18 protein-coding genes are annotated in these 23,675 nt (G+C 65.7%); 5 read left to right on the top strand and 13 right to left on the bottom strand.

The annotated features are described in order from the left end of the window. Window positions 1–67: 67 nt before the first annotated feature. From HOP51_RS13815 to HOP51_RS13785, 7 genes are all read right to left on the bottom strand, one after another. Window positions 68–1,066: a tripartite tricarboxylate transporter substrate binding protein gene (locus HOP51_RS13815; RefSeq protein WP_234274487.1), complete on the bottom strand. Its 999-nt coding sequence runs from the start codon at window positions 1,064–1,066 to the stop codon at window positions 68–70. A gap of 186 nt (window positions 1,067–1,252) precedes the next feature. Continuing rightward, window positions 1,253–2,011, bottom strand: a complete 759-nt coding sequence (locus tag HOP51_RS13810) for a response regulator (protein WP_234274486.1) — start codon at window positions 2,009–2,011, stop codon at window positions 1,253–1,255. Between the two features lie 39 nt (window positions 2,012–2,050). Next, on the bottom strand, window positions 2,051–3,739 hold the full coding sequence (locus HOP51_RS13805; protein ID WP_234274485.1) for an ATP-binding protein: 1,689 nt from the start codon (window positions 3,737–3,739) through the stop codon (window positions 2,051–2,053). A 77-nt stretch (window positions 3,740–3,816) separates the two neighbouring features. Next, window positions 3,817–4,191 (bottom strand): septal ring lytic transglycosylase RlpA family protein, encoded by a 375-nt coding sequence (locus HOP51_RS13800; protein ID WP_234274484.1) that lies wholly within the window; start codon window positions 4,189–4,191, stop codon window positions 3,817–3,819. Window positions 4,192–4,330: 139 nt separating this feature from the next. Beyond that, window positions 4,331–5,791, bottom strand: a complete 1,461-nt coding sequence (locus HOP51_RS13795; RefSeq protein WP_234274483.1) for a sodium-dependent transporter — start codon at window positions 5,789–5,791, stop codon at window positions 4,331–4,333. A 242-nt stretch (window positions 5,792–6,033) separates the two neighbouring features. Continuing rightward, window positions 6,034–7,125 (bottom strand): 4-hydroxyphenylpyruvate dioxygenase, encoded by a 1,092-nt coding sequence (hppD, locus tag HOP51_RS13790; RefSeq protein WP_234274482.1) that lies wholly within the window; start codon window positions 7,123–7,125, stop codon window positions 6,034–6,036. Window positions 7,126–7,462: 337 nt separating this feature from the next. Further along, window positions 7,463–8,071, bottom strand: a complete 609-nt coding sequence (locus HOP51_RS13785) for a LysE/ArgO family amino acid transporter (RefSeq protein ID WP_234274481.1) — start codon at window positions 8,069–8,071, stop codon at window positions 7,463–7,465. Window positions 8,072–8,165: 94 nt separating this feature from the next. Here HOP51_RS13785 and HOP51_RS13780 point away from each other — a divergent pair, with 94 nt between their 5' ends. Then, window positions 8,166–9,101: a LysR family transcriptional regulator ArgP gene (locus HOP51_RS13780; protein ID WP_234274480.1), complete on the top strand. Its 936-nt coding sequence runs from the start codon at window positions 8,166–8,168 to the stop codon at window positions 9,099–9,101. Window positions 9,102–9,131: 30 nt separating this feature from the next. On the opposite strand, the gene HOP51_RS13775 is transcribed toward HOP51_RS13780, so the two are convergent. Genes HOP51_RS13775 through HOP51_RS13755 form a run of 5 tightly spaced genes read right to left on the bottom strand, consistent with a single transcriptional unit; the run spans window position 9,132 to window position 17,761 of the window. Next, window positions 9,132–9,437: an MTH1187 family thiamine-binding protein gene (locus HOP51_RS13775; protein ID WP_234274479.1), complete on the bottom strand. Its 306-nt coding sequence runs from the start codon at window positions 9,435–9,437 to the stop codon at window positions 9,132–9,134. 40 nt (window positions 9,438–9,477) lie between these two features. Next, window positions 9,478–10,584, bottom strand: coding sequence for a Wadjet anti-phage system protein JetD domain-containing protein (locus tag HOP51_RS13770; RefSeq protein WP_234274478.1), 1,107 nt, complete (start codon window positions 10,582–10,584; stop codon window positions 9,478–9,480). Window positions 10,585–10,587: 3 nt separating this feature from the next. Then, the gene (locus HOP51_RS13765) at window positions 10,588–15,495 is read right to left on the bottom strand and encodes a coiled-coil domain-containing protein (RefSeq protein WP_234274477.1); all 4,908 of its coding nucleotides are present in this window, start codon (window positions 15,493–15,495) and stop codon (window positions 10,588–10,590) included. Next, complete coding sequence (locus HOP51_RS13760) at window positions 15,492–16,328, bottom strand: hypothetical protein (RefSeq protein ID WP_234274476.1); 837 nt, start codon at window positions 16,326–16,328, stop codon at window positions 15,492–15,494. The genes HOP51_RS13765 and HOP51_RS13760 overlap by 4 nt, the downstream gene beginning before the upstream one ends. After that, window positions 16,325–17,761 carry a hypothetical protein gene (locus HOP51_RS13755; RefSeq protein ID WP_234274475.1) on the bottom strand — a complete coding sequence of 479 codons (1,437 nt, stop codon included), beginning with the start codon at window positions 17,759–17,761 and terminating at the stop codon, window positions 16,325–16,327. Before HOP51_RS13755 ends, HOP51_RS13760 begins: the two co-directional genes overlap by 4 nt. Before the next feature lie 289 nt (window positions 17,762–18,050). On the opposite strand from HOP51_RS13755, the gene HOP51_RS13750 reads away from it, so the two are divergent. After that, a complete protein-coding gene (locus HOP51_RS13750; protein ID WP_234274474.1) occupies window positions 18,051–20,069 on the top strand; it encodes a RecQ family ATP-dependent DNA helicase in 2,019 nt (672 codons plus the stop codon). Here the strand turns inward: HOP51_RS13750 and HOP51_RS13745 are convergent. Next, the gene (locus tag HOP51_RS13745; RefSeq protein WP_234274473.1) at window positions 20,042–21,604 is read right to left on the bottom strand and encodes a sigma-54-dependent transcriptional regulator; all 1,563 of its coding nucleotides are present in this window, start codon (window positions 21,602–21,604) and stop codon (window positions 20,042–20,044) included. The two genes, HOP51_RS13750 and HOP51_RS13745, sit on opposite strands and share 28 nt — an antisense overlap. A gap of 300 nt (window positions 21,605–21,904) precedes the next feature. On the opposite strand from HOP51_RS13745, the gene phhA reads away from it, so the two are divergent. The 3 genes from phhA (at window position 21,905) to HOP51_RS13730 (ending at window position 23,653) form a co-directional block, all read left to right on the top strand. Further along, on the top strand, window positions 21,905–22,741 hold the full coding sequence (gene phhA / locus HOP51_RS13740) for a phenylalanine 4-monooxygenase (RefSeq protein ID WP_234274472.1): 837 nt from the start codon (window positions 21,905–21,907) through the stop codon (window positions 22,739–22,741). Between the two features lie 52 nt (window positions 22,742–22,793). Beyond that, window positions 22,794–23,141 carry a 4a-hydroxytetrahydrobiopterin dehydratase gene (locus tag HOP51_RS13735; protein WP_234274471.1) on the top strand — a complete coding sequence of 116 codons (348 nt, stop codon included), beginning with the start codon at window positions 22,794–22,796 and terminating at the stop codon, window positions 23,139–23,141. Between the two features lie 242 nt (window positions 23,142–23,383). Beyond that, a complete protein-coding gene (locus tag HOP51_RS13730; RefSeq protein ID WP_234274470.1) occupies window positions 23,384–23,653 on the top strand; it encodes a ComEA family DNA-binding protein in 270 nt (89 codons plus the stop codon). The last annotated feature ends 22 nt before the right edge of the window (window positions 23,654–23,675 follow it).

Below are 23,675 nucleotides of genomic sequence, written 5' to 3'. Positions count from 1 at the left end.
TCAGGTGTTGCAGGATGAACCGACCAGGGCTCCGTAGCGAAGCCCTGGTCGAGAGTCTTGCCTTCGCTTACTGGCCGAGCAGGCCGAGATCGCTCAGTACTTCGCTGAACTGCGCCTTCTGCGCATCGAGGAAGTCACCGAACTCTTCGCTGTTCTGGTAGGCATCGATCCAACCCAGTTGCTCACGAGCCTGTTCCCAGCCGTCGGTTTCCAGCATTTGGGCGAACAGGTCCTCGTAGTAGGCCACGGCTTCCGCGGACATGTCCGGGGCCCCCATCACGCCACGCCAGATATCAAAGGTGTAATCAATGTCCTGCTCCTGGTAGGTGGGCACGTCAGCCAGCGCACCTCCCATGCGCTCGGGAGCGGAAACCCCCAGAGCACGGATATCGCTACCCTCGCCCAGCTGGCCGGAGGCCTCGCCAGCGCCGGTAATCACTGCTTCGACATGGCCACCCATCAGGCTGGTCATGGCCTCGCCACCGCCCGAGAACGGCACGTAATTGACTTCCGCTGCGTTCAACCCTGCCGCGGAGGCAAGACCAGCAATGGAGATATGGTCCATCGAACCCGGGGCACTACCGCCGCCAACGCTGAGGTTGGGATTCTCCTGCATGGCCGCGAACAGCTCGTTCAGGTCGCTGTAGGGAGAGTCATCACGCACCAGCACGATGGAGTAGTCGGTGATCAGGCGCGCGATCGGGGTGAAAGCGGTGTGATCGTGGCGAGAGGTCCCTGCCAGCGGCACCAGGATGATGGGCGGGCTGGTGGCAAACAGCTTGTGCGGGTTGCCGCTGTCGCGCGCGATCTGCGCCCAAGCCACGGCACCGCCGCCTCCCGGCACGTTGATGGCGGCGAAGTTCTGGTCAGCCAGCCCTTCCTCCTGGATGACGCGGGAGGTCGTGCGCACCAGGGTATCCCAGCCGCCGCCCGGGTTGGCCGGGGCGATGAACTCGATGGAACGGGTAGGCGTCCAGTCCTGAGCCTGAGCCAGGGTGGCCAGGCTGGCAGCAGCCAACGGCAGAGCCAACAGGGTCAGGTGCTTGACGGGCAACTTGGCAGTCATGGCGTTCTCCGGTTGTCGGATAATTATTGTGTCACCGCCCGAGGGCGTACGCCTCGAACGTTAGAGGAGTCTTCACAACATAGACAAGTTTCTGAACATAAACGACAAAGTGTTCTTTGTGAGCATTTTGTCCATTGTGCTCACGGCCGTATTGCAACTCTCAGCCCTTCTCTCTCAATTTCTCTGTCAACCCTCTTCGCACCAGAGCGACGCGTCTCCTGCCAGCCGGTAGCGCCGTTCGGGCCGCCCGACGTCACCATAGCCCAGCTCGGCGCTCACGACCTGTACCGATACCAGGAACTCCAGGTAGCGCCTCGCCGTCGATCGGCTAGCCCCCATGGCGCGTGCCACTTCCATGGCGGCCAGAGGCTTGCCGGCGCTGTCGAGCGCCGCTACCACCGCACGCAGCGTCAAACGGTCGATGCCCTTGGGCAGGTTGCGTGTCGCCGTGCTCGTCGCCCCCTCGGGACGCAGCCGGGCCAGCACTCGGTCGAGTTCCTCCTGACTGAGCTCGCTGCGTGACGCCAACGCCTCGCGCTCGCGGCGAAAACGCGCCAGCATCTGCGCCATGCGCGCCGCCTCGACCGGCTTGATCAAGTAGTCGAAGATGCCGCCGCGCAACGCTTCGGAGATGGTATCCACCTCGCGCGCCGCGGTTATCATGACGATATCGATATGCACGTGATCGCGGCGCAGCGCCCACAGTAGCTCGAGCCCCTCGACATCGGGCAGGTAGGCATCGAGTAGCACCAGTTGCACGGCACAGGCATGCCGAGCCATCAGCTCGCGTGCCTCGGCCCCACTGCGTGCCATTCCCACCACGCGGAAGCCCTGGCTCTGCTCGATGAAGGCGCGGTGGATCTCGGCGATCCGGAAATCGTCCTCGACGATCAGGATGCCGTACTCATCAGGCGTCTGGCCTGCTACGTGCATCATTTCCCCCATGGCGTTTTACGTTGTCATTATGACCGCCGGCCTCTCGCCTCACGGCGACGACTCGACCGGCTGGCTCGCGCGACACAGCGAGCGGTCGAGTACTACCGTGAAGCAGGCACCACCCAGCTCGCTCTCCTCGAGCGTAATGGCCCCACCGTTTTCCTGGCACAGGCGACTCACCAGCGCCAGGCCGATGCCGCGATGCTTGCCCGGCTTGGTGGAAAAGCCTTCTTCGAAGATCGACTCGACATGCTCCGGCGGCACGCCGGGACCGTTGTCCTCCACCTCGATCAGCAACTGCTCGCCCAGGTCGGTAAAGAACAATCGAACCTGCCCACCTTCCCCGCGCTGCTGAGCGGCGTGGCAGGCGTTGTCGAGCAGGTTGCCAATCACTGTCATCATGACCTCCTGGCCGGTGAAGGTCAGTGGTGAGGAGAGCGAACTCTGGTCGTCGATCTCGAGCGCCACGTTGAGCTCCCGGGCCCGGGTCAGCTTGCCCAGCAAGGTGCCGCTGACCACCGGATCTGCGACGTGCTTCATCAGGAAGGTCATCTGCGCCTGCTGGCGCTCGCTCTCCTGATGGATCAGGGCCAAGGCATCCTCGATGCGGTCGAGCTGCAGCATTCCAGAGATGGTGTACAGCTTGTTGGAATACTCATGGGCCTGTGCACGCAGCATATCCACGTCGCGGCTGGCAGCGCTGAGGGCATTGGAGAGATCGACGATCTCACGACGACTGCGGAACGTCGATACGGCCCCTTCGATCTCGCCGGCATGCAGGATCGGTACACGATTGACCACGATGGGATGGTCGCCCAGCCACATCTCCTGGTCGAACTGGCGCTCGCCACGCTCGAGCACCTCGGACAGGCGCGAATTGGGCACCACCTCCTGGATCGGTCGTCCCAACACTTCCTCGGCGGGCGGCAGCCCGAGGAAGCGCCGCGCCTGCTGGTTGACCAAGGTGATCTGCCCCTCGCTGTTCACCGCCAGGATGCCCTCGTGGATCGACTGCAGGATGGCCTCCTTCTCCATCGCCAGACGCGCGATCTCGTAGGGCTCGAGCCCCAGTATCACCTTCTTCAGGTGACGCGAAAGCAGGTAGGCGCCGGCGAAGCCGAACACGATCATCAGCGCCACCAGCCACCAGCCCAGACTGGTGTGCTCGACCACGTCCATGGCCACGCGGTCGAGCATGAAGCCCACCGAGACGATACCGATGATATTGCCCTCGGCGTCGAAGACCGGGGTCTTGCCGCGCATCGCCTTGCCCAGCGAGCCGACCGCCTCGGAGACGTAGGACTCGCCGTGCAGCAGCGCACGGTCGTTGTCGCCGCCGACCATGGACTCGCCCAGTCGCTCCGGCAAGGGATGGGAATAGCGCCGGCTCTCGGTATTGCCCACCACCACGTAGCGCGCACCCGTTTCACGACGGATGCGCTCGGCGATGGGCTGGATGGTGGCGCTGGGATCGGGGTCGTCGAAGGCCGCAATCAGTTCCGGGATACTGGCGACGCTGAGCGCCACGGCCAGGGCCCGCTCACCCATCTGGTGACTGATGATCTCGGCCTTGCGGTGATTGAGGTAGGCGCCCTGGGCGAGCAGCATGCCGGCCAGCAACAGGCCGACCAGCAGCATCACCTGCAGGCGAAAGCTGCGCGTCAGCCAGCCGCGCCGTGAACGGCCACGGCGCAAGCGTTGGAGTTCGGCAATGGATTCGCTGCGCGGGGAAGACATGACGGGCGCTCGACGTTAGCGAAAGCGTCATTGTCGCATGAGTGACGGGACGAGACACCTCGCCAGCAGCCGGGGCCTCACTCGGGCGAAAGCCTCACCTCCGCCACACCCTGCCTGAGCATGCCGAGTTCTTCGGCCGCACGCCGCGAGAGATCGATGACACGACCGCGCACGAAAGGCCCGCGATCATTGATACGCACCACCGTCTCGCGACCGTTGTCCAGCCGCGTTACCCGGACGCGTGTGCCGAATGGCAGGCTGCGATGCGCCGCGGTCAGCGCATTGCGATCGTGGGTTTCGCCACTGGCGGTGCGCCGGCCATGATAGCGGTCGGCATAAAAGGAAGCCTGCCCCTGCTCGCCATTCCAGCCGGATGGCGCCGAGCTCCGCTCGCCACGGCCCCCATCGCGTCCGGCACAGCCGGCAATCAAGAGCAGTATCAGAAGCGCCAATGCACCTCGCAGCAAGCGAGGTGCGACCGGGTCGGCACCACAAACCGTACGTGAGAGCATCCTATCAATCTCGATGAAACGTCCCTAACGGACCCGGCCCGACATTAACGGCTTGCCCCGGCCGGGGCAAGCCTATGGCTCAGCTAGCCAGCGTGCGCCGCAGCCTGGGGCTCAGCAGCTCGCCTATCAAGGTGATCACCGCCAGCACGGCGAGCAGCCAGGGCCAGTGGACGCCGAACTCCAGCCGCGCAATGCCCAGCGCATCGACGAAGATCACCAGGATGCCCAGCGGGCTCACGTAGCGCACCATGAACAACCACAACGCATGCCAGTACGGCGCCAGGCCCAACTCCTCGCGGAAGCTCTCGCTCTTGAGCACGAAGCCGGCCAGCAACACCATGCCCAGGCCGCCGAGCGGCATCATCCAGCGTGAGGTGAGGTAATCGAGCCAGTCAAAGAAGTGGCGGCCGGCCAGGGTCCAGTCGGCGCCCAGGTTGAACGACAGCATCGCCAGGGTGCTCACCAGCCACAGCACGATCCCCGTTCCCCACGCCGCGGTGCGCCGGGTGATGCCCTTGTTGTCCACCAGCCACGAGACGGTGGCCTCGACCATGGAGATCGACGAGGTCAGCGCCGCCATCGACAGCATGACGAAGAACAGGATGCCGAACAGCGTGCCCAGCGGCATCGCCTGGAACGCCAGCGGCAGGCTCATGAACAGCAGCCCAGGGCCGCCCTCGGGGCTCATGCCGTTGGCGAAGATCACCGGGAAGATCGCCAGGCCCGCCATCAGCGCCACCAGGGTGTCGGCTATCGCGACGCCAAAGGTGGTGCGCGCAATGGAGGAGCGCACCGGCAGATAACTGCCATAGGTGAGAATGGCCCCTGAGGCCAGCGACAGGGTGAAGAAGGCATGGCCCAGCGCGGCCAGCATACCCTCGCTCGACAGGCTACCGGTCTTGAACGAGAACAGGAAACGCCATGCCTCGCCGAAGCCGCCGGAGAACACGCCGTAGCCGATCAGGATCAACAGCATGACGACCATGCCCGGCATCATCCAACTGACGCTCTTCTCGATACCCGCCTGAACGCCCTTGCCGACGATCAACATGGTGGCAAGCGTCACCAGGGTACTCCAGAAGCCGAGATTGAACGGGTTCTCGTTGTTGGCGACGAAAATTGCCACCATATCGTCGACACCCGAGCCATTCAAACCACCGCTCAACATCTTCCACAGATAGGAAAACGACCAGCCGGCCACCACCACGTAGAACGACAGGATCATGAAGCCGCACAGCATCGCCATCCAGCCCAATATTGACCAGGCGGAGCTTCTGCCAGACTCCGTCACCACCCGACGCACCGCGTCGATGGGACTGCCACGACCACGCCGGCCGAAGGCGATCTCGGTCATCATGACCGGCACACCCACGGCCAGAATGCAGACCAGGTAAACCAGCACGAAAGCGCCGCCGCCGTACTCACCGGTCATGTAGGGGAACTTCCAGATATTGCCCAGGCCAACGGCGGAACCCGTCGCCGCCAGCACGAAGCCCCAGCGGCCTAGCCACTGGACGCGGGGTTGTTGCTCGGTCGTCATTACGTCACCAAAGGAGTGGAATTGTTATCTACCTACCCAATACCCAGGAAAATTGACGGGCATTGTGAAGGATTTTGTTGGGAAATGGGAGCAGAGCGACTTTTTATTCTAATGGTTCGCACAGATCATTAGGAAAGCCATGATTTATGTCGCGAGCTCAGATAGGCTGGCCGCCGCCTCGGCACCGCCGACGGCCAGTCCTTTTGCTCAAGTGCCCGAGCGCAGCAATCAAGCATGCTTTCCTAGAGTACGCCGCGGCGCATCTGATCTTCCTCAATGGATTCGAACAGGGCCTTGAAGTTGCCCTCGCCGAAGCCGTCGTTACCCTTGCGCTGAATGATCTCGAAGAAGATCGGCCCGATCACGGTCTCGGTGAAGATCTGCAGCAGCACGCCCTCATCCGGACCTCCGTCGATCAACAGGCTCAGCTCGCGCAGGTCCTCGACGCTCTCCTCATGGTTCGGCACTCGCGAGTCGACCTTCTCGTAGTAGGTATCCGGCGTGGACAGGAAAGTGACGCCGTTGGCACGTAGCGCGCGCACCGTGGCGTAGATATCGTCGGTGGCCATGGCCAGATGCTGGATGCCTTCGCCGTTGTACTCGCGGAGAAACTCGGCGATCTGCGAGGTATCATCGGCCGACTCGTTGATCGGGATGTGCATCTTGCCGCACGGTGCAGTCATGGCACGGGAATGCAGGCCGGTCTTCTTGCCCTTGATGTCGAAGTAGCGGTTCTCGCGGAAGTTGGCGATCTCGGTATAGAAATCGGCCCACTTGTCCATCTGGCCACGGTCGACGTTGTGGGTCAGGTGGTCGAGCACCTTGAGCCCCACGCTATTATCGTTGCGCGAACGGCCGGAAATGGCCTCGAAGTCGATGTCGTAGATGGTGCGCCCTTCGCTGTCGACCTTGTTGTCGACGAAGTAGAGCAACGAACCGCCGATGCCGCGCACTGCGGGAATGCCTACCTCACCTGGGCCAACCGGATTCTCCACCGCTTCGGCACCGTGGGCCAGCGCATATTCGAAGGCCTGTTTGGCGTCGGCCACCTTCCAGGCCATGGCGCAGGCGCAAGGGCCGTGCACTTCGGCGAACTTGGCGGCATGGCTGTCGGGCTCGGCGTTGAGCACGAAGTTGACGTTCTCCTGCTGGAACAGGAAAACCTGCTTGGAGCGATGCTTGCGAGTCTCGGTGAAGCCCATGCGGTTGAACAGCGCACGCAGCGCCTCAATGCCCTCGGCGGTGGGTGCGCTGTACTCGACGAACTCGAAGCCGTCGGTGCCGATGGGGTTGTCCCGAGAGATGGGAGATACGGTCTTGGCAGGGGCGTTCATGGTTACCTCCAGGGGGGATTGGCCGTTGTTATATCGATGATGTCGCGCAGTCATGGCACGGCACCGCACGGTGCCGAATGAATGTTTTCCAGACTAGTGCGCACGCCCCCCTGCCGAAACGCCCCGGGCGGACCTCGATCGAGCCCCGCCATCGGCCCTTTACCCCGTATTCGTAAGGAAAACCTTACAGCTCGGTTTCTGCCCTGCATCTGGCCTCCTGGGCGGTGCGTCAGCCTGACACAGCGTAAAGCCAGCTTTACAGGATTCCGACCGGGCTGGCGCACCTGCACCACGCAACGCAGCGATCCGCTCGCGCAGGCATTTGTGCAGCGTTTCCCTAAGGCATCATGGCGCCACTGGCCAACCTCCACGCCACCCACGCCAGGATAATGCCGATCGCCAGGTCGATGGCCCGCCACACCCGTGGGTTGGCCAGCCTGGGCGCCAACCACCCGGCCGCAGCCGCCAGGCCGAAGAACCAGCCAAACGACGCCATTGCCGCACCAATGAAGAAGCCCAGCGGGCTCGGCTGCACCGCACCGATGGCGCCGAGCAGCACCACGGTTTCCAGATAGACCTGGGGATTGAGCAAGGTCACGGCCAGCGTCGCCGTCAAGGCGGCCTGCCACGACTGTACCCTGCCGCCCCCCGCCGCCAATGCCTGACCGGAAAGGACCCGCCGAAACGCCAGCCACGCCTGCCAGGCCAGGAAGGCGGCACCGGCCCAGCGAGCGGCTTCCATCAACGCATCCTGCTGGGCGATCAGCACCCCCAACCCCAGCACCCCGAGCCCCACCAGTAGCCAGTCACACAGGGCACAGACACCCGCCACCATCCAGGCATGCTGACGACGCAGGCTCTGCTGCAGGACAAAGGCATTCTGCGCACCGATGGCCACGATCAACCCGGCGCAGATCAGTAGCCCATTGAGCCATGACAACCACATCTCACTTTCTCCCTGGCGAATCGATGCCGCCAAGGCTAAGCTCGCCACAATGATAAGAGAAATGAATAAATCAACTAGGGGATAAAAATTACTAATGCTTGATTACAAGCTACTCGAAGCGCTGATAGCAGTGATCGATCAGGGCGGCTTCGAGCGCGCCGCTCGCCACCTGGGCCTGACACAATCGGCGGTATCCCAGCGCATCAAGCTGCTCGAAGCTCGACTTGGGCAGCCGGTACTGGTACGCAGCCCACGTCTTGCCTCCACGCCTTTGGGTCGCAAGCTGCTCAACCATGCCCAGCAGGTGCGGCTGCTCGAGAGCGACCTGCTGGACGAGGTACCGGCACTGGGAGGTGGTGAGCAACGCCTGCGCCTGGCGATCAACGCCGACAGCCTGGCCACCTGGTGGCCGGAGGCCATCGGGCGTTTCTGCGAAGAACACCCCGTGCTGTTCGATCTGGTGGTGGAGGATCAAGAGGTGGCGCTCAAGCGCATGCGCGACGGCGATGTAGCCGGCTGCATCTGCGACTCGCCCACGCCGGTCCAAGGCGCGCGCAGTTACCCGCTGGGCAGCATGCGTTATCGTGCCCTGGCCAGCCCCGCCTTCGTGGCGCGTCATTTCGCCGAGGGCGTGACGCCGGAGGCACTGCGCCGGGCACCGGCCATCGTGTTTGGCCCCGACGATCGGCTGCAACATCGCTACCTGGCCATGCACGGCGTCGAGCCGCCCTTCCCTCACCATCTCTGCCCTTCCTCGGAAGGCTTCGTCGGCCTGGCCCTGGCCGGGCTCGGCTACGGCATGGTGCCGGAGCGCCAGGCCGAGAGGGAGTTGAGCGAAGGACGCCTGCAGGAGATCGACGCCGGCCCTCACCTGGCCGAAGGAAGGCTGGTCGACCTGTCGCCGGGCCATGTCATCGACGTACCGCTCTATTGGCACCACTGGCGCCAGGGCGGGAAGGTGCTCGACGCCCTCACCGACCACCTGCTGCGCCTGGGCGATGCCTGGCTAACGCCGCTATCCAGCGTCTAAACGCCACGGCCTGAACGGCCAGGGAAACACTCACACATTGCGCAGCTTGTGCTGCACGCTTTCCACTTTGTCGGCCATGGACTGCTCGCGGTCGGTGCGGGTGCCCAGCTTGAGGGTGGTGGTGATACGCGGCGCGCCCATCTCGTGCACCACCTCGTGGCAGCGCTTGACCACCGCCATGACCTCATCCCATGGCCCCTCGATGTTGGTGCCGTAGGCGTGCATGTGGTACTCCAGGCCCGAGGCCTCGATCACCCGCTGGCAGGCGGCGACCTGCGGTGAGACCGATACGCCCACCCCCAGCGGGACGACGCAGAGGTCGATGATGACGTGCATGGGTTCCTCCGAAACTTGGCTAGTTGAAAGGTCGCCCAGCTCACTCCTGCAGGCGGAACAGTAGCGCTTCCTGCTCGTCCAGCTCGAGCGGCTTGCCCACCAGCAGCTCAATCTGATTATCCGCCAGCCACTCCTGATCGAGCCCGCGCGGCCAACCCCCGGCGGCTCGCTGTCCTGCCTTTCCGGTCAAGGCATCGAGGGGGTGACAAGTTCCCGCCTCCAAGGCAGCGAGCATGGGGCCAAACAGAGCGGAAAGCGCCAGGTCGGGCAGGAAGTGACGCAATCTCCGATAGATGCGCAGCCCCTCGGGGTCGAGATCGCCCCAGTAGGTGGGGCAAGGCAGGCGCAGCAGGTCAGCCAGGGTGACGCCCGCCGTACCCTGGCCGACCAGCCGCACCCGATCTCCACTTTCCAAGGCGTTGGCCAGAGAGAGGCCGTAGCCGAACGTGCAGATCAACGCCAGGCGCTTGTCACACCCCACGCGGCAGGCCTGGCTGAAACTCTGCGCGTTCTCGATCAGCAAGAGCCGCTCGGGATGCTCGGGCACGCTTGCCAGCAGCCAGGTCTCGGCGGCCTGGAAGCGGGCCGGCTCGATACCGAAAGCGCGCACCAGCTCAGTGGGCAGCGCCTCAAGCAGCTTACTACTTCCCAACAGATAGCGAGCGCTGGCCACGTAAGGGCTCAGTTGGTAGACCCTCGGCAGATCGTTGGCCAACCGCCTGAGGCCCTCAGCCAGGGCTAGCTGATCCTTGATGCTCCAGCCACCGAGTGGCCCCTCCAGTGCTCGCCGCCACGCCGAGTGCTGCCTAGGCTCCAACTCCAGCCGAGGGTCCAGTGCAGGAGATACCGCTATCAGGATTTCCCTGCGCGCAGCCGCCAACTCGACCCTCACCGGCAACTTCGCGCGAGGCGAGAGCAGGACACCCGGCGGAAGATCGATGAGCTCAGAGCGTCCCAACTCCTCCAGCACCTGCCAGGCGTGCAGCTCCGTCTGACAGATGCCCTTCTGTTGAAGCTGCTTGACCAAGTTGAATGAGCGCCACCCTTTTCCTTTTCCGGTCCCTGAATAGGCGCGCTGCCACTCCCCTTCGAGCCAGGCCAGGGCTTCCCTGGCCGCCTCGCTCAGCATCAGAGCGGCATCGCGCATCGCTTACTCCTGGGTCGCCGGCTCGCTGACGTGGATACCGAACAGGCTGGCCTCGCCAGTGCTGCGACCGAGCGATTCCGGCGCGGCGATGCGGCCGTCGCGCACCATCACGTGGCCGCCCTGCCCCTGAGCGCCGCCGATCACGCTGCCCACCAGGTAGGTGGGGAAGATATCGGGGTCGTTCTCGTAATTGGGGTTGTGGATCAGGCCGATCATCTGGAAGCGCCCGCGAGTGTTGCGCAGCGACTCCAGCGAGTCCTGGATCAGGCGGCGGTGCGAGAGCTTGGAGAACAGGCCGTCGAGCAGGATCACGCTTTCGCGGCTGGTGCGGGCGCGGCGGCGGTGGTGCCCCGGCAGTTCGCGTAGCTCGCGTTCGATGGCGAACTCGGAGAGCTTGACCAGCCACATCAGCGATACCGCCTCGCGCTGGCCCTCCGACATCTCCTCGTTGAGCGAGAACAGCCTCCCGTGAGGACGGATGGCGTCGTGCTTGAGGCGGATCGCCACGTCGTGGAACAGCCCGCGGTAGATGCGTCGGCGGATCTGGCGTAGCAGGTCATCGTCGCGCCGGCGCGCCTCGCCGTCGACCATGCCGCCGTCGCGTTCGGCGCGGCGGCGCATGGCGGCCTGGTGCTCGTCGATGTCGGCCAGCAGCGTGGCGATGAGGTCGCGCAGCTGGTCGGAGCCGATCAGCGAGGCCTTGACCTCGAAAAAGGCCCCGCCCTCGCCGCTGCTCTTGGCCACGCGCTTGAGGATGTCGAGGTTGCCGGCGGCGTCCGAGATGATCGAACTGAGGCGCTCCACCAGGGTGCCTTCGATCTGCTCACGTGAGGCGTGCAGCCGCTCGACCCGCACCTTGTGGTCGTCGAGCTGACCGGCAAGCTGGTCGTGCAGGCGCGAGAGGTCGTCCAGCGCCTCGGCGCTGGCATGCGTCAATCCGGCCAGGCGGGCGCGCTCGGTGTCGCTGAACATGCGGCTGTGGGCGGCTTCGGCCAGGGCCTCGGCCAGCTTGCGTTCGCCGCCTTCGACCTGGCGCGCCTGGCGTTCGCGGTTGCGCGCCTGCTCGCCCAGGTTGAGTTCACCCAGGGCATCGACCAGGGTCTGCTGACACGCCTCCAGCGCCTCGATATCGAGCACATCCTGGCCTGTGTCGTCGATACCAGCCATCTCACGCCAACTATCCAGAGCGGCGTTGCGCGCCGCGAACTCGGCAGCGTCGCCGGACCAACGGCTCGCCTCGTCGAGGTCGACCAGCGCCGCCAGGCGACGCGGCCAGCCCTCGGGAAGCTCACGCAGTACCCGCAGCCACTCCACCGCCAGTTGGTCGACGCAGGCCAGTGCCCGGCGCTGCTCGGCAAGACGTGCCTCCAGCGCATCGCGCTCCTCGGCACGCGCCTTGCGCGTCTCGCGCAGCTCGCCAAGCTCGCGCCTGACCCGAGCGATCTCGCGCTCGAGCTTCTGGCTGCCGCCGGCGGCATCACGCACTTCCAGGTAGGCGCGAATACGGGTGAAGTCGAAGTCGGCGCGCCTCGTCGCTCGAGCCTGAGCGGCCTCCAGCTCGGCCTGCACCTCGGCGGCAGCGGCCATGAAATCGACGCCGCCCTCGGCTTCGAAGCGCACCAGGGCACGCAGGCGGTCGCGCTCACCGTCGCTGAAGATGCCGCGCAGTTGGGCTTCTGTCTCTTCCACCTGGCGCTTGAGCGTCTCGCGCTGCTCCTCGGCGGCGGCCAGTCGGACGCTCACCTCACTCAGGTGCCGCTCGAGCTCGGCGAGGCGCGCCTCCAGCGCCTGTAGCCGCTCGACGCCGCCAGCGTCGCTGAACTGTTCGGCGGCGAGCCAGGTCTGGCCATGGGCCTCCAGCTCACGGGCCGCCGCTTCGCGCTGCGGTGCGAGGTCGGCCAGCGCCGTCTCGGCTTCCAGCCGTGCCTCGGCGGCCTCCTGCTGGGCGAACTCGCCGCCCTCCTGCAGGTAGCGCTGATAGTCGTCGATACAGGTGAGCGCGGCGTCGGTGAGCCGTGGCGCCAGTTCCGCCTCACGTTCGGCCAGGGCCACCTGGCGCTCGGCCAGCGCCTCCAGAGCCACCTCGACCTGAGCCTCGTCGGCCTCGCGGGCGCGCAGCGCCAGGGCGAAGGTCTCGCCATGGGGATCGAGCCGCTCGCACTCCACGGCCAGGGCCACCTGGCGCTCACGGTCGGCGGCCAGCCGCTTCTCGGTGGCTTCGCGCAGCGCTTCCAGGTAGCTGGGATCCAGCGCCGCCTTTACCGCCAGGGTCTCGACGCCGGCTACCGCTCCCAGGGGCGGTTCGCCCCGGGCCAGTAGGCCGGCCAGCGCCGCGGCCTCGAACACCGGCACCGCCAAACCCGCCTCGATCAGCGTGGCGGCGGCGGACTCGGCCGCCTCGCGTCCGGCCACCACCGGGGCGAACAGCACCCCGGCGGCCTGCACCAGCCACTCGCGGCGCTGCTCGGGGGTATGAGTCTCGACGTTGAGTACCGCATGCAGCGGCTGCCAGGCGATATCGGCGGCATCCAGGTGACGGTGAGCCTCGGCCTCCACCACGCGCCGCTCCAGCGGATCACCGGTGAGGCTCTCCAGATAGCGCTCCCGGGCGGCGATGTCAGCTTCCAGCGTCTCCGCTTCGCGCAGTAGTCGCGGGTAGCGGCGCCGGGCATCGGCCAGCCACTTCTCCGGGGTCAGCTCGCTGCGCTCGGCGAAATCGAGCCGTGCTCGGTGCAGCGTGCGCAGGTGGCTCTCCTCGTCCTGCAGCCGCTTGCGCTCGTCACCCAGCTCGCGCTCCGCCTCGCGCAGGCGTGCGCGCAGGTGCACCGGCTCGTCGTCGCCGTGCAGCTCGCCATAACGGCGGGCGGCCTCGGCCAGCGGCGCCAGCCGGGCCAGGGTACGTTCAGCCTCCTGATGGCGCTGCTCTGCCTCGCGATAGTTCGACTCCAGCTCGGCCAACGCGGTCTTGCGCCGCGACCAGAAGCCGCTCACCTCTTCACCCGGCCAGCCCTCGACGAAGGCGCGCCAGGGCGCCTGGCCGCGGGCCAGCAGGCCCTGCTCGCCACTCAGACGTTCACGCTCGCCGTTGAGCCGCTCGCGCTCGCCGCGGGCGGCCTCGAAGGTGCTGAGCACCTCGTCGCGGCGCCGGGTCAGCTCATCGAGGGACTCGGCCAGCTCTGCCTCGCGCTCCAGCTTCTCTTCGAGCCGCTCGGCCGGTGCCAGATCGGGGCACTCGCGGCGGTAGGCATCATGCCAGGCGGCGACCTGCTTGAGCTCGCCGACACGGCCCAGGTGCGCGTTGAGGGCGCGGCGAGCGTCGGCGGCCTGGATCTTGGCCGCTTCGGCGCTGGCTTCGGGGCTCTCCAGCTCGGCCTCGCTGAACAGCCCCTCGGCCAACGCCTGGGTGTAGAAGCTCTGGTTGTCGACGAAGTCGCGCTGCTGAGACTCCAGCCGCTCGCGCTCGTGCTCCAGATCGTCGCGGCGCTCGTCCAATGCGGCCAGCTCGCGGGTCAGCTCCTCGAGGTAGACTCCATCGCCGATCACCTCCTCGCGGAAGCGGTTACCGTCGGCGGCCTCGAAGGCGTCGGCGCCCTCGTCCAGCGCGCTCAGGGCGCGGTCGCGAGCCGTGTCATCGGCCAGGGCGTGGCTTTCGGCCAGCCACTCACGAGCGGCCTTGAAGCTCACATGACCCACGTCGCGGTTGAGCGGCCACACGGCCTGGGGCAAGTGAATCAGTCGTCGGTGCACGTCGACCCGGGCGCCACGCTCGGAGAGCGCCTGGCGCACCGCCCGCTCGGAAAGACCCGAAAGCGTCGCCAACAGCGAGGTGGAAACCCTCGGCCGCGAGGTATCGCCGGCAATCCAGGCAAAGCCATCCAGCGGGGCGGTCCCGCTCTCCTCGACGTCCTCCTCGGAACTGGCGCGGGGTAGCCCCGGCAGACCCAGCAGCGCCTGCCCGCCCAGCAAGGCTTCGCTGGCTGCCAGGCCCTGGTCGAGTTCCATCAGGCGGGCGCGAGCATCGCGCAGCGACTCGCCCTGCTCGCGCAGCTCGGCCAGACGCACCACCTTGTCGCTGGCGCGGCGCTGGTCGCTCTCGGCCTCTTCCAAGCGATGACGCAGTTCGGTGATGTTGGTGCCGGAGTTGAGGATCACCTCCTCGATCAGTTCCTCGCTCTCGTCGGTCTCGCCACGGGTGGCGCCGGAGAGGATCTCGGGGGCCAGCACCTCGAAGAAGAACGCCTGGTCGGCCTTTTCGCCGGCGCGGGGCTTGATGGCGTTGAAGATCTGGCTCTTGTCGGCGCCACCTTCTTTCTGGAAGGCGGCAAGCTGGGCCAGCTCGCGACGCGACACATGAGCTCCCACCGCCTCGAGCCACTCCTCGCGGTTGTGGGTCAGGCGCACACTGCGCTCGGCCATGGCCGCCTTGACGTCGCGGTTGGCGTAGAGCGCCAGTTTGCCGTCAAGGGTCAGGTGGTGCACCGGCACGTCTTCGAGGCGCCCGGCATAGTGATAGAAGGAGAGCCCGCTGCCATCGCTGTAGCCGTAGAAGCCGAACACGAAGGTCTCTCCGGCAACTTCCTCACCTACCGCAGCGAGCATGTCGTTCTGGCGCTCGAGCCCGCTGCGCGAACGGAACTCCACGCGCAGGTGGCTCCAGCTACGCGCCGTGCCGCCCACCGCCGAGGGCGAGCACTTGCGCCGGGTGCGCGAGAGCAGCGTGCGGTCCCGCGACAGCAGGCCGATCAGCGCCTCGGAGAGCGTGGTCTTGCCGAAGCCGTTCTCCATGCTGATGGCGCTCGACTGGCCGCGCAGGTCGAGCAGCAGGTGGCGCATCTTGGCGTCCCAGGGCGAAGCCACGTCGCCGTGCTTGTTGAGCAGGTTGGCGACCTCGATGCGGTTGATCACGCTCATGCCTGGGTCTCCTCGTGCTCATCGATGGCGGCCTCGCACTCTTCGTCCCGATAGCGGCCCTGGGCACGGCCCTGAGCCAGCGCTTGCAGATGGCCAAGCTGATGAATGCCGATCTGCTCGCTCTCCAGCGCCCCGAGCAGGGTCTGCTGCCATACCTCGCCGACGCTCTCCTCGGTGCCGGCACTCGCTTCGGCATCACGCAAGCTTTCGAGCAGCCCGGCACGCACCTGCAGGTCGATGAAGGCACGCACCCGGCGGCTGATGTCCTCGCCACGCTCCTCCAGCAGCACGCGACTGCTCTCCGGCGCCTCCTCGCCCAGGCTGCGCAGCGTCTCCAACTGGTCGCGCATCAGCTCGACTAGCTCGGCCCCGGCAAAAGTGGCCTCCTGGTAGCGGCTGACATCGGAGAGCGCGCGGTTGTAGCGGGTGTAGAGCAGCGTATGCATCAGCAGCCACAGTTGCAGGTACCACTGGGCCAGCTCGGCGCGGCTCTCCTGGCGCAGCTTGAGCGCCTCGAACACCGGCTCGCGGGTATAGAGCGGTGGCTGCTCCAGCTCCGGGTCAGGCAGCAGCGCGTAGTAGCGCGAGCCGGGTGCGATGCCGGGGTAGTCGCCGGATTCGAAGGCCTTGAGCCTCAGCCCTTGCCCGGCCAGGAAGTCGCGCAGCGCCTCGCGCTCGGCCTCACTGGCATCGTCGATAAGCGCGCAGACATCGCGTTCGGAGAGCTGCCCCTCGCGGGCGGCCCGGCGCTTGCGCCCGCCGCCCGGGGTGCGTTCGGCGCTGCGATAGCGCAGCAGGTAGGCGACCACTTCGCCCATCTCGGTCATGTTCATACTGGCTCGTCCTGATCGATGCGCGATATGGCGTTAGGCGCGGCAGCGGGCGCCTGTAGAAAGAAGCCAAGAGAGGGAGTCACGGCCCCCTCGATGCGGCGGCCGTCGTCGAGTTCGAGCTCGAACGGCGTAGCGTCGATACCCACCGTCAGCCCCGGGGCCAGCAGTTCGGTATCGACGAAGGTATTGAGCAGTTGGGCCAGGCAGTCGCCCTCTTCGAAGCGATGCCAGCCCTCGGTCAGCGCCTCGGGCAGCGACAGCGGCGCGCGCTTGAGGCGCTGGCGCAACGCCGGCCCCCGCGCTTCGAGGAAGCGAGCCAGCAGCGGGTCCTCGGGGGCGGCGTCGCGCGCCTCGTCGAACACCAGCGCCACCGGGCTGACATCGGCGCGACGACTCTCGAGCAGCGGCACCAGCGGTGCCAGGCGCGGGAAGGCGGCCTGCACGTGCAGCGGCATCATGCGCGCCACCACGGCATCGCGCAGCGCACCCGCGGGCGGCACCTCGAGCAGCTGGCGCGCCATGTCCTGGAAGTCGATCACGCCCATGGCCTGGATGCGCCCCTCGGCGATATCGGCCAGCAGCTCGGAGAGCCGCCGCGAGAGATTCTCGATGGCGGTGAGCACGCGGCCGATGGCGCTGGAGAGCACGCGCAGGTCCCAGTCGTCGGACTGCGCCTCGCGCCAGCTCTCGAAGCGCTCCATCAGCCGCGGCGTGGCAAGCTGGGCACGGGCATCGAGCAGCGTCTGCTGAATGTTGGTCAGCGCATTGTGATAGTGGCGCTCGTTGTCGAGCAGCGCGGAGAGCTTGCCTTCACGGGTGGGATTCTCACGCACCCGTCGCAGCTCCTGGGTCAGGGCGCGGATCGCCAGCAGGATCTGGTTGGTGATGTCGGGAATGCGGGAGAAATCACCCCGCGCCAGTGCTGCCAGCACCTTGGCGGCATCGTACTCGGAGTAGAGCAGGTCCTCGACCTGGCTGGCCAGGGTCACCGCCTGGCGGCCGCTCGGGGTGAGGCGCACCTGGCCGGTCTGGCCCTGTTTCTCGATCAGTGCGGTGCGCTTGGTGCTGCGCCGGCTGCGCTCTTCTGCCGTCGCGCCGTCGCCCATGGTCGACGATGGCTGGCGAAAGTGGATCTCGCTGGGGGTGGAGAGCAGGTTGATGACGAAGCTCAGGTCGTCGTGGGGCAGCCCCGGGTACACCTCGCGCAGGTGATTGAGGCAGCGGCTCTGCGAGACGAAAGCGCTGTTGGTAGCGAAATCCTCGTCGAGCAGGTAGTCGAGCAGCAGGCAGCCAAGGTCGAGCCAGTAGCCGTCACGCAGGCCGCGACGCTGCTCCTGGCTCACCTGCACGAAAGGCGAACCGGGCTCGTGAGCGCTGTCATGCAGGTCGATCAGCCGCGTCGTGGCGATCAGCAGCTTGCTCCAAGCGGTCATGGCGTCTTCCCTGCGGGCGAAGAATAAAGAGGCATTATGCCAATCTCGGCCTCTCGGGTCATGACCCCGATGCGCGCCAAGCCTTGGCCCCGCCACTCTCCCCTGTGGCTACCCAGTTGGCAGTCAGGTGCGCCACGCACAGCGGCTCGGGCACGCTGCCATGGAGCGTGGTCGCGCGGGAACGGATAATCGTCGAAACCGACGATATGCGAGAATGTTCGTCCGGTGGTCGCCACGACCTCCGCCTAGGAAAAACGGTACGTAAAGCAATTACGCAGGGAGTGCCCACGTGATCGATCGAACGTTACAGCAGGTCTTCGGCTATGACGACTTCCGCCCGGGGCAGCGTCCCGTCATCGAAGCGATAACCGCCGGCCGTTCGGCGGCGGCGATCTTTCCCACCGGTTCGGGCAAGTCGCTGTGCTACCAGTTGCCGGCCCTGCACCTGCCTCACCTGACGCTGGTCATCTCGCCGCTACTGGCGCTGATGCAGGATCAGCTCGCCTTCCTCGCCCGCCACGGCATCGCCGCTGCCAGCATCGATTCGGGCCAGAGCCGCGAGGAAACGGCGGCGGTGATGGAAGGCGTCAAGCGCGGCGATATCCGCATTCTCATGGTCTCGGTGGAGCGGCTCAAGAACGAGCGCTTTCGCGCCTTCATCCGCCGCGTGCCGATCTCGCTGCTGGTCGTGGACGAGGCCCACTGCATCTCGGAGTGGGGCCACAACTTCCGCCCCGATTACCTCAAGCTACCCCACTACCGCCATGAGTTCGGCATCCCCCAGGTACTGCTGCTGACCGCCACGGCCACGCCGCGGGTGATCGCCGACATGCGCGAGCGCTTCGGCATCACCGAGGGCGACGTCACCGCCACCGGCTTCTACCGGCCCAACCTCAACCTGGAAGTTGCGCCGGTGCCGGCCGAAACCCGGGCGCGACGACTGGTCGAGTGGCTCCGCCCCAGGCTGGGCGGCGAACCGCCCCAGCCCACCATCGTCTACGTCACCCTGCAGCAGACCGCCGAACGCCTGGCCGCCTACCTGAACAAGGCGGGTTTCGTTGCCACCGCCTACCATGCCGGGCTCGACGCCGAGACACGCGAGCGCATCCAGCGCGACTTCATGGCCGGCCAAACGCCTTGCATCGTTGCCACCATTGCCTTTGGTATGGGCATCGACAAGGCCGACATCCGCAACGTGGTGCACTTCGATCTGCCCAAGTCGGTAGAAAACTACAGCCAGGAGATCGGCCGTGCCGGCCGCGACGGCCAACCCTCCGACTGCCTGATGCTGGCCGGGCGCGACCATATCAACGTGCTGGAGAATTTCGTCTACGGCGACACCCCGGAACCTCACGGCATCCGCCGGGTGATCGACGAGTTGATCGGGGCCATCCAAGGCGGCGCCCATATCGCCCCAGGACGCCAATGGGAGCTGGTGCTCAACTCGCTCTCCCAGCACAGCAACATTCGCCCGCTGCCACTCAAGACGCTGCTGGTGCAGCTCGAACTGCGCGGTATCATCGCGCCGCGCTACAGCTATTTCGCCGAATACCGCTTCCGCCTGCACGACAGACCCGAGGCGCTGGTGTCGCGCTTCGAGGGCGAACGCAGCACCTTCGTCCAGGCGATTCTCGATGCATCACAACGCGCCCGTACCTGGTTCAGCCTCGACTTCGCAGCCCTCGAACGGCTCGGCGAGGAGCGCGGCCTCAACGTCGAGCGCACTAGGGTACTCACCGCGCTGGACTATTTCGTCGCCCAGGGCTGGATGGTGCTCGAGAGCAAGCAGATGACCGAGGTCTATGAGGTGCTGCGCGACGACATCGACCCGGCGGCCCTGACCGAGGAGTTGCACGCCTATTTCCATGACAAGGAGCGGGCCGAGGTCGAGCGGCTGCACGCCATGTTGGCGCTGTTCGAGAGCGAGGCGTGCCTGAGTCGCCGGCTGGCCGAGTGGTTCGGCGATACCCGAGCACCCGAGCGCTGCGGCCACTGCTCGGCCTGTCGCGGTGCCATCGCTCACCTGCCCGACCCCGAGCCACTCGAGCCGCTGTCGAGCGAGGCCGTCGCACGACTCGCGGGCGAACTGGTGCAGCAACTGTCCGTCAGCGACGAGTCTCATCCTGCCACCCCCGACCTGCTGGCACGCTTCCTGTGCGGCCTGACCTCTCCCCTGCTCACCCGCCTCAAGGCACGCCGCCTGGCGGGCTTCGGAGCACTGGAAGCGTATCGCTACGCGGAGGTCCGGGAACTCGCCGCTCGCTCGACATGGGCGGACGGTCAGGCGTCGGCGGCGCCGATGCCGTAGCTACGCAACTTGTTGGCAATGGTGGTGTGCGACACCCCGAGGCGCTTGGCCAGTTGTCGGCTGGACGGGTATTGCGGATAGAGCGCCGCCAGCACGCGGCGCTCCACGTCACTCATGATATCGGCCAAGCTGCCGTCCAGATCGATCCCCGCGAGGCCCGGCGCCTCGCCCACGTCCGGCAGACGCAGGTGCGAGGGTTCGATGGCATCGCCCTCGCACAGCGATACCGCCTGGAACAGCACGTTCTCCAACTGGCGCACGTTGCCGGGCCAGTGATAGGTGGAGAGCCTGGCCAGCGCTGCGGGTGAGAGCGAAGGCATGCGACAGCCGATCTGGCGAGCGGCGCGATCGATGAAGTGCAGCGCCATGGCCTCGATGCCATCGAGACAATCGCGCAGCGGTGGCACCGTCAACGACAGCACGTTGAGCCGGTGGTAGAGATCCTGCCGGAAGAGGCCTTCGGCACACAGTTTGGGCAGGTCCTGCTGGGTGGCACAGATCACCCGCACGTCGAGGTAGGTCTCATCGTCGCTGCCCACCCGGCGAAAACCGCCGTCCTGCAGGAAGCGCAGCAGCTTGACTTGTAACCGCGGGCTCATCTCCCCCACCTCGTCGAGGAAGATGGTACCGCCCGCGGTCATCTCCAGCAGCCCGAGCTTGCCCTCGGGGCGAGCCCCCTCGAAGGCGCCCGGTGCATAGCCGAATAGCTCCGTTTCGGCCATCGACTCCGGCAGGCCGGCACAATTGAGTGCCATGAACGGCGCCTGGCCCCGGGCGCTGGCCAGATGACACGCTCGCGCCAGTAGCTCCTTGCCGGTTCCGGTCTCGCCGTGGATCAGCAGCGGCGCGTCCAACGGCGCCATACGTCGCGCCTCGCGGATCAGCGCGGCCAGCCGAGGGCTCGCCTGGAACAGCGCATCGAAGCCACGCAGCTCCTGGCGCTGCACCTGATAGATGCGCTCGCCGATCCGGTCGGCACTGTGCAGGGTCACCACGGCACCGGCCAGGGAGGCCACGTCATCGTGGTGCTCGCGGTGCAGCGGCGCGATGTCGGCGAGGAAGGTCGCATCGCGCAACTTGATGCGCAGGCCGTTGACCCGCGCATTGTTGCGCCGAATCAACGCCGGCAGATCCACGTCGGGCAGGTAGCGGTTGAGCGACAGCCCCGGCACCTCGTCGATACGCACCCCGAGCAACTGCCCAGCGGCACGGTTGGCGGCCACGATATGCCCCTCCATGTCGATCGACATCACCGGGTCGGAGAGCGACGACAGCAGCGCATCGAGTTCGAGGTGGCGCCGCTCGCTAGGCATCAGGCTGACCCGGCGTACACCGAATACGCCTGGGACCGCCTCCAGCTCCGGTTTCAGCGTAGCCAGCTGCGCATTGAGCAAATTGGGGATGTGCAGATAGATGGCATTGCCATGCTCACCACCCACTTCGCCACGTGCCACGTTGAGGCCGTAGTCGACGAAATGCGAAACGATGTCGCGCAGAATGCCGATGCGGTTCTGGCAGTGAAACCTCAATCTCATGGGCCTGGCCCCTACGGCATGATCGAAGCGCAGCTGGTCGTGCCAGCAGCAAAATACGTCAAGGCGACGTGACTCGGCTGTAAAGATAACGTGACGGCTAGACGGGCACAAAGGGGCAACCGTCTCAGATCGATGGGTAACGGCACGACAGAGGAATGAATCGTCAGGATTTCTTTACATGGCTGCCCCCTGTTCGACCTCTGGCAGCGCCTCTTCGCCGGCCGAAACGAGAATTCGCTGCCCTAGACTCGGGTCGAAGGTTCGCAAGACAAACACAAGATCCGCCGACCGGAGACAGCCATGACGTCATCCTCCCCGACTCTCAGCGACGTGGCCAGCAAGACCGGCTATCGCGCACGCCTACCCGACGACAGCGGCTTCATCGACTGGCCCGAACAGGACAACGTCACTTGGCACACGCTGATGCAGCGTCAGCTCGGCATGCTGGAGGGACGCGTCTGTCAGGAGTATCTCGACGGCCTGGAGCGACTGGCCCTGCCCGAGGATCGTATCCCACAGCTCGCCGATATCGACCGCGTGCTGCACGCCGCCACCGGCTGGCAGACCGCTCAGGTTCCGGCGTTGATACCTTTCGATACCTTCTTCGAGCTGCTGGCCAACCGGCGCTTCCCGGTGGCCACCTTCATTCGCACCCCGGAGGAACTCGACTATCTCAAGGAGCCGGACATCTTCCACGAGATATTCGGCCACTGCCCGATGCTCACCAATCCGGCCTTCGCCGAATTCACCGCCACCTATGGTCGCCTCGGCCTTGCTGCCGGGCCCAAGGAGCGGGTCTACCTGGCACGGCTCTACTGGATGACCGTCGAGTTCGGCCTGGTGGACACCCCTGCCGGACGGCGCATCTATGGCGGCGGCATCATCTCCTCACCCAAGGAGACCCTGCATGCGTTGTCGGACGTGCCTGAGCATTTGCCGTTCGACCCCATCGAGGCCCTGCGCACGCCCTATCGAATCGACATCCTACAGCCGCTCTACTACGTGCTTGACGAACTCTCCACCCTGCACGAGCTTTCCCAGCAGGACATCATGGGCATGGTGCACCGGGCCATGGAGCTGGGCCTGCACGCCCCCCGCTTCAAACCGGCCCCGAAAGCCGCAAAGGCAAAAGCCTGAACACAACGATCATCCCCGCCCGAAACCAACAACACTCCGATGAGGAACAAGTATGAGCCAACTATCCGAGCAGCAATGTGAAGCATGCAGTTGGGACGCCCCCCACGTCAGCAACAGCGAGATCGAAACGCTCACGCAGGATATCCCCGGTTGGAGCCTGGTCGAGCGCAACGGCATCAAGCAGCTCGAGCGCGTGTTCAAGTTTCGCAACTTCAAGCAGGCGCTGGCCTTCACCAACCGGGTTGGCGAGATTGCCGAAGAAGCGGGACATCACCCGGCCCTGCTGACGGAATGGGGCAAGGTCACCGTGACCTGGTGGTCGCACGAGATGAAGGGCCTGCACAAGAATGACTTCATTCTCGCCGCGCGTACCGACAAGGTCGCCGACGAGAGCCACTGATCGACAACAATCGCCCGGTCCCTCAAGGTACCGGGCGCTTTTTCCACCCGGCTCGCCACCCCCTGTCACGATAGGCTCACAAGCCGTCGGGCGAATCACTGCGGCAAACCATCGGCTTTTTCTTACAAAGAGAATGGTAATATACCTATCCTCTCACCCCTCGGATTCGTTTAGCTTGAAAAAGCGAGACGACACACGTCTCCCGCACTGCAAAGCAAATCATCACAAAGGGGATTTACGAAATGAAGGGAGTCATCAAGGCAACCTTGCTGGCGCTGGCACTGAGTTTCGGCTCACTGGCCATGGCTCAGGACGTAGCACCGATCAACGTCAACACCGCCGATGCGGAATTGCTCACCGAACTGCCGGGCGTCGGCCCGAGCCGGGCCCAGGCGATCATCGAATACCGCGAAGCCAACGGCAATTTCGAGAGCGCCGAGGACCTAACCCAGGTCAGCGGTATCGGGCCAGCCACCGTGGACAGTTTCCGCGATCAGGTCACGTTCCAGTAGCGATCAGTCGCTTTCTGGAGAG

Source organism: Billgrantia zhangzhouensis, from assembly GCF_021404465.1.
Lineage (GTDB): Bacteria > Pseudomonadota > Gammaproteobacteria > Pseudomonadales > Halomonadaceae > Halomonas > Halomonas zhangzhouensis.
This window is presented reverse-complemented; position numbering and strand designations above follow the sequence as displayed.